This window comes from Suttonella ornithocola (assembly GCF_001889065.1).
GTDB classification, from domain to species: domain Bacteria; phylum Pseudomonadota; class Gammaproteobacteria; order Cardiobacteriales; family Cardiobacteriaceae; genus Suttonella_A; species Suttonella_A ornithocola.
The window spans coordinates 1-3,794 of sequence record NZ_LWHB01000105.1; the positions used below are offsets into that span (position 1 = coordinate 1).

The following is a 3,794-nucleotide window of genomic DNA, read 5'->3' on the forward strand; positions in this document are numbered from 1 at the left end:
AATTGTCATGGACAATGCCGCTTTTCATAAACGCAGTGATATTCAAGCAATCATTGAAGAGCATGGGCATGAGATAGTTTGGTTACCCCCTTATAGTCCAGACTTAAATCCTATTGAAAAGATGTGGGCTTGGATTAAGCAAATACGCAAAGAATGGCGGATGGATTGTATTGATACTTTATTCTTTTATCTGCTTTGGATTGGGTTGGGTTTTAGATGATTGCACTATATCGTTAAGAATTTTCTGTCGGAATTGGCGGCAGTAGGTCATAGGATATGCTCAGTTTGTTTTTGATAATTCTACTACAAGTTGTTCTTTATATCTGCTTTGGATAGATTGGATTCTAAGTGATTTGACTATATAGAAACATCTCCCATATATAAATGCAAAAACCCACCATATTACTATGGTGGGTCAAATAAATGATAACTACTATTTATTTAGATAATGATGTGATCATCTGGCAAATAGCTATCGATTTTCACCGTCACATTGCCACTAGTATAGCTGGTTAGCCCTGTTTCATTATCAGTTGCGCCTTTGCTAAAGCCCGTCAAGTTAATATGGTCTTCAGCGCCAGCATGGATAATCAGCTGATTACTACCGCTGATACTGAATACATCGCTGGCTTTTATGGTAAGTGTTTGATCAACACCATCTTTTGCCAAATATAACGTTTCAACATTATCAACCTTATTTGCTAAGACAGTAGAGTCAATAATTAGATTTGCTTCGTTAAAGAACAACGTATCAGAACCTGTACCTCCATCGTAATGACCAATACCATTGTGATATACCAACACATCATCACCGCCACCACCATTGAGCGCTTTAGTACCATCTGATCCGATTAAGACTTCGTTGGCATCGGTGCCAGTGATGGTATTGCCACCCACTTGCTGCACACTCACATGCGCGCTGTCGGTGTTGTCTGCGCTTTCAGTAAGAGTGTAGTCAAAGTCATGTGACTGATGGTCATTAATTGCCAGCTGAACTTTGTACGCACTACTGTCTTGTTTGTTAGACAAACGAACATAGTAGTCACCTTCTTGAGTAGCAGTAAATGTACCTACTTCAGTTGTTGCCGTATTGCCATTGGTTTGCACTTCGGAAACTTTCTGATTAGATGCGTTATAGATTTGAATATCATCGCCACCTTGTCCTGTGGTTTGAGTATAACCATAGTTTAAGGTATCACCAGCTTTAAGATGAACTTTATAGAATTCCACATCCCATTTAGAAAATAGAGTTCCTTCATCCCATGTTTCAGCTTTACCCTCAATATTCACAAACTTCCAACCTGCACCGCTGGCAACAGAGGCATTATTCACTGAGCCAAAATCGCTAGAGTTAATAGTTTGTGCACTGCTGAGGTCTTTATTGACCGTAGTTTTTTCAGCAACGGTCTGACCAGCAGAGATTGTCGGCAAGCTTACGCTAATACTATCACCGCTTTGTGATACACCGGAGGCACTGCCTTTCAGTGTAATATCCGCTTTTGGACTGCGTGAGTTATCGTTGGCAAGCAACACATCCTCGTTAAAGGTGAGCGTACCACTTTGTTGATTAGTCAAAATGATATCGTTATTGGCACTGAATGCATAAAACTCAATAGTTTGAGAACCATTTGCCTTGTCGCCATCACGGTCGGTTACGATGAATTCCACTGCTTCACGCGCACCTTTTAAGCCACCGTTCATTTGATAGGTGTATTCACCTGTTGCAAAATTCACAGTCAGTTTGCCTTGACTGGTAGTAATAGTCGCTATTGGATTATCTGCTGTAGCTTTGCTGGTATCAATACCTGTACCGCCTGTAAGCGTACCTGTGCCGTTCCATGTAGCGGTTTTTCCGTTTACAGTTACAGATGTCAGGTAGCCGCCATCTGCGCCAATACCGCTCAAGCTGGCTATACCAGTATAGCTGTTCTGAGTGAAAAGGCTGCTACTTACAGTTCCTAGTTTCACCGTTCCCGTTAAATGATTCTCGAATTGTACCTGCTGTGCATCAGTGTAGTATGCATTAAGGTGCGTTCCATCAATTTGTACATCTTTTGCAGAAACATTTTTTTGATTAGGATCGTAACCAATACCAAAGCCTTTAAATATTTCAGCATAATTACTTCCTCCGCTCATGCCTACTGCATAAGAAGTTATATTGTTGTTATCTAGGAAAGTATGCCATGTGTTAATGTCTTTAGGCGGTACTAATTTACCTGCACTTTCATCAGCATCAGTAAAGAAATATGAGATATTTTGTGCATCAGACAATTTACCTGATTGTGTAAAGGTATCCATGGCTGTTTTCAGTGCAGCATCCATATCCGTACCAGAACTGATTCTAGTACCAACACTTGCTCCTGATTGTGGATAAGCTGTGTTTGTTAAAGCAAAATTACTGGTTGAAGGATCTTTTAAAATAGCCAATGCTTCTGAAGCGGTAACCCATTTACCACCCAGCTGTCTTGTACCATTACCAAATGCAATCAAGTTAAAGCGTGCGTCATCATTTTCCTGATATTTTTCAATCACCTTAATAATTGTACTTTCAACCTTTGCTTCTCGGTTACCAATTGACATTGAGCTTGAATAGTCAATCATAATAGTGACATTTGCAGGTGGCGCTTTCTGTATTGCCACTGGTGTAACGTCGGTCGCGTTATTGCTGACTACTGGCGTATCGTCATACACATTCACAGTGAATTGTGCATCAACAGTACCTACGCCATCAGTCACTTTAGCAGTAACAGCAATATCTTTGACATTTTGCCCATCTACAATGTCATGCTTAATCGCATGGTGCAGCGTCGTGGTATAGCCTTGAGTGAAGTCCGTACCTGATTTACTCGCAGCATCGTTCAAAGTGATAGTAATCACCTTTTGTGAACCCGTACCATTAACATCGGCCATACCCGTTAAAGTCTTGCCATCGCCCGATACATTCCAAGTCACTTGCGCGCCTTGAGCTGTACCATTTTCGGCGTAAAGGTCTGTTGGCAAACCATCCGTAGTGAGGTATACCTTACCAGCAGTATCACTTGCTCCTGTTTTTCCAACAGTGTATCTAGTGGCATTGCCATCGCTAAATTTAATGCTGCCTGAATCGGTCACACCCATAGCTGAACCATTGACATTCTTCTGCATGCCATTAGTAAGCGCACCTTCACTCACATCCGTATTGTCTACAGACTTAATAACAGGCTGAGGGCTAATGCGGTTAACATTAACAGCAAACAGATCAGTATCCGTAGCCGTATTGCCCGCCGCATCAGTCACCGTTGCAACCGCTTTGTAAGTGCCGTTTTTCATGCCTTGAACAATGTTGACTGGGATACCATTACTTGTCCAAGAACCATTATTTGTTATCGCCGTTACGCTGCTAACTTCATGGCCTGAATCGTCTTGAATACTGATTGTTACAGTACTGCCATTTTCTACGTTTGTAGCTGAACCAGAGAACACCAGATTTTTAGCATCACTAGTAATGGTAGCGTACACATCATTTTTATCGGCACTACCTTGTCTTATACCGCCAATACTTTTGATATCTACTGTAGCAGCCGTATCGACAATCACGTCATCTTGCGCGCTGTTGGCCGCCGGCGTGTTACCGGTAGCCGTCGCAGTCACGCTCGCTTTGACAACGACCGTGCCGTCTTGGCTGCTCGGGATGTCTACGCTGGCTGTGATGCTGTGCGCGTTGGCTTCGTCTGCGGTCACGGTGTGCGTGCTGAGGGTGCCGTTAACATCAATGGTCACGGTGTCGCCTTCTTTGACATCGCCGTTCAGGCCAA

The 3,794-nt window shown here is 42.6% G+C and carries 2 protein-coding genes; one reads left to right on the forward strand and one right to left on the reverse strand.

What is annotated here, in order from left to right:
• The coding region (locus A5N85_RS08325; RefSeq protein ID WP_249023933.1) for a transposase at positions 1 to 220 on the forward strand (220 nt) is incomplete at its 5' end.
• Positions 221 to 441: 221 nt separating this feature from the next.
• Here the strand turns inward: A5N85_RS08325 and A5N85_RS08330 are convergent.
• Positions 442 to 3,759, reverse strand: a complete 3,318-nt coding sequence (locus A5N85_RS08330) for a pre-peptidase C-terminal domain-containing protein (protein WP_143143226.1) — start codon at positions 3,757 to 3,759, stop codon at positions 442 to 444.
• Positions 3,760 to 3,794: the final 35 nt, after the last annotated feature.